This window comes from Paenibacillus pabuli NBRC 13638, assembly GCF_001514495.1.
GTDB lineage: Bacteria > Bacillota > Bacilli > Paenibacillales > Paenibacillaceae > Paenibacillus > Paenibacillus pabuli.
On record NZ_BCNM01000055.1, the window covers coordinates 1 to 2949 of the forward strand.

1 rRNA gene is annotated in these 2949 nt (G+C 53.9%); it reads right to left on the reverse strand.

From position 1 onward, the window contains the following. Nucleotides 1-18 precede the first annotated feature (18 nt). Nucleotides 19-2946: ribosomal RNA gene (locus PPA03S_RS31965) — 23S ribosomal RNA — on the reverse strand. Nucleotides 2947-2949 lie beyond the last annotated feature (3 nt).

Below are 2949 nucleotides of genomic sequence, written 5' to 3' on the forward strand. Positions count from 1 at the left end.
GCGATTAGAACGTGCATATTGGATAAGCCCTCGACCGATTAGTACTGGTCAGCTCCATGCATTGCTGCACTTCCACCCCCAGCCTATCTACCTCGTCGTCTTCAAGGGGTCTTACATACTGGGAAATCTCATCTTGAGGGGGGCTTCACGCTTAGATGCTTTCAGCGCTTATCCCTTCCGTACATAGCTACCCAGCGGTGCTCCTGGCGGAACAACTGGTACACCAGCGGTACGTCCATCCCGGTCCTCTCGTACTAAGGACAGCTCCTCTCAAATTTCCTACGCCCACGACAGATAGGGACCGAACTGTCTCACGACGTTCTGAACCCAGCTCGCGTACCGCTTTAATGGGCGAACAGCCCAACCCTTGGGACCTACTTCAGCCCCAGGATGCGATGAGCCGACATCGAGGTGCCAAACCTCCCCGTCGATGTGGACTCTTGGGGGAGATAAGCCTGTTATCCCCAGGGTAGCTTTTATCCGTTGAGCGATGGCCCTTCCATGCGGTACCACCGGATCACTAAGCCCGACTTTCGTCCCTGCTCGACTTGTAGGTCTCGCAGTCAAGCTCCCTTATGCCTTTGCACTCTTCGAATGATTTCCAACCATTCTGAGGGAACCTTTGGGCGCCTCCGTTACTCTTTAGGAGGCGACCGCCCCAGTCAAACTGCCCACCTGACACTGTCCCCGCACCGGATTACGGTACCAGGTTAGAACCTAGATACGATCAGGGTGGTATCCCAACGGTGCCTCCACGCAAGCTGGCGCTCACGCTTCAAAGGCTCCCACCTATCCTGTACAGATCGTACCCAAATTCAATATCAAGCTGCAGTAAAGCTCCATGGGGTCTTTCCGTCTTGTCGCGGGTAACCTGCATCTTCACAGGTATTAAAATTTCACCGGATCTCTCGTTGAGACAGCGCCCAAGTCGTTACGCCATTCGTGCGGGTCAGAATTTACCTGACAAGGAATTTCGCTACCTTAGGACCGTTATAGTTACGGCCGCCGTTTACTGGGGCTTCGGTTCACAGCTTCGGGATTGCTCCCTAACCGCTCCCCTTAACCTTCCAGCACCGGGCAGGCGTCAGCCCGTATACTTCGCCTTACGGCTTCGCACAGACCTGTGTTTTTGCTAAACAGTCGCTTGGGCCTTTTCACTGCGGCCCCCTCGTGCTATTCACACTACCGGGGCACCCCTTCTCCCGAAGTTACGGGGTCATTTTGCCGAGTTCCTTAACGAGAGTTCTTCCGCGCGCCTTAGAATACTCTTCTCGCCTACCTGTGTCGGTTTGCGGTACGGGCACCATCACCTGGCTAGAGGCTTTTCTTGGCAGTGTGAGATCATGACCTTCGCTACTGTAATTTTCGCTCCCCATCACAGTCCAGCCTTACGATGTGCGGATTTGCCTACACATCAGCCTCACTGCTTAGACGGACATCCATCAGTCCGCGTCACTACCCTACTGCGTCCCCCCATTGCTCATAACGGCTTACGGTGGTACAGGAATTTCGACCTGTTGTCCTTCGACTACGCCTTTCGGCCTCGCCTTAGGTCCCGACTTACCCTGAGCGGACGAGCCTTCCTCAGGAACCCTTAGGCTTTCGGCGGATCAGATTCTCACTGATCTTTTCGTTACTCATACCGGCATTCTCACTTGTATGCTCTCCAGCGCTCCTTACGGTACACCTTCAACGTACATACAACGCTCCCCTACCCCTGATGCAAAGCATCAAGCCATAGCTTCGGTGGTGTGTTTAGCCCCGTTACATTTTCGGCGCAGAGTCACTCGACCAGTGAGCTATTACGCACTCTTTCAATGGTGGCTGCTTCTAAGCCAACATCCTGGTTGTCTGTGCAACTCCACATCCTTTCCCACTTAACACACACTTGGGGACCTTAGCTGATGGTCTGGGCTGTTTCCCTTTTGACAATGGATCTTAGCACTCACTGTCTGACTCCCGGAAGTAAGTCTATGGCATTCGGAGTTTGACTGAGCTTGGTAACCCTTGCGGGCCCCGCACCCAATCAGTGCTCTACCTCCACGACTCTGTTTTCCGAGGCTAGCCCTAAAGCTATTTCGGGGAGAACCAGCTATCTCCGAGTTCGATTGGAATTTCTCCGCTACCCCCACCTCATCCCCGCACTTTTCAACGTGCGTGGGTTCGGGCCTCCAGTGCGTGTTACCGCACCTTCACCCTGGACAGGGGTAGATCACCCGGTTTCGGGTCTACGTCCACGTACTACATCGCCCTATTCAGACTCGCTTTCGCTGCGGCTCCGGCTCTTCACCTTAACCTTGCACGGGAACGTAACTCGCCGGTTCATTCTACAAAAGGCACGCCATCACCCCTAAAACGGGCTCTGACTTTTTGTAAGCACACGGTTTCAGGTTCTATTTCACTCCCCTTCCGGGGTGCTTTTCACCTTTCCCTCACGGTACTGCTTCACTATCGGTCGCTAGGAAGTATTTAGCCTTGGCAGATGGTCCTGCCGGATTCATACGGGGTTTCACGTGCCCCGCACTACTCGGGATCCGTCTCGGAGGGAACAGACTTTCAATTACAGGGCTTTTACCTTCTCTGGCGGGCCTTTCCAGACCTCTTCGCTTAACCGGTTCCTTTGTAACTCCATGTGAGACGTCCCACAACCCCAAAGAGCAAGCTCTCTGGTTTGGGCTTCTCCGCGTTCGCTCGCCGCTACTGACGGAATCACTATTGTTTTCTCTTCCTCAGGGTACTTAGATGTTTCAGTTCCCCTGGTATGCCTCTACACAACCTATGTATTCAGTTGTGAGTAACTGGAAATTACCCCAGCTGGGTTTCCCCATTCGGACACCCCCGGATCAAAGCTTGCTTACAGCTCCCCGAGGCAGTTTCGTTGTTCGCCACGTCCTTCATCGGCTCCTAGCGCCTAGGCATCCTCCGTGTGCTCTTAGTAGCTTAACCATA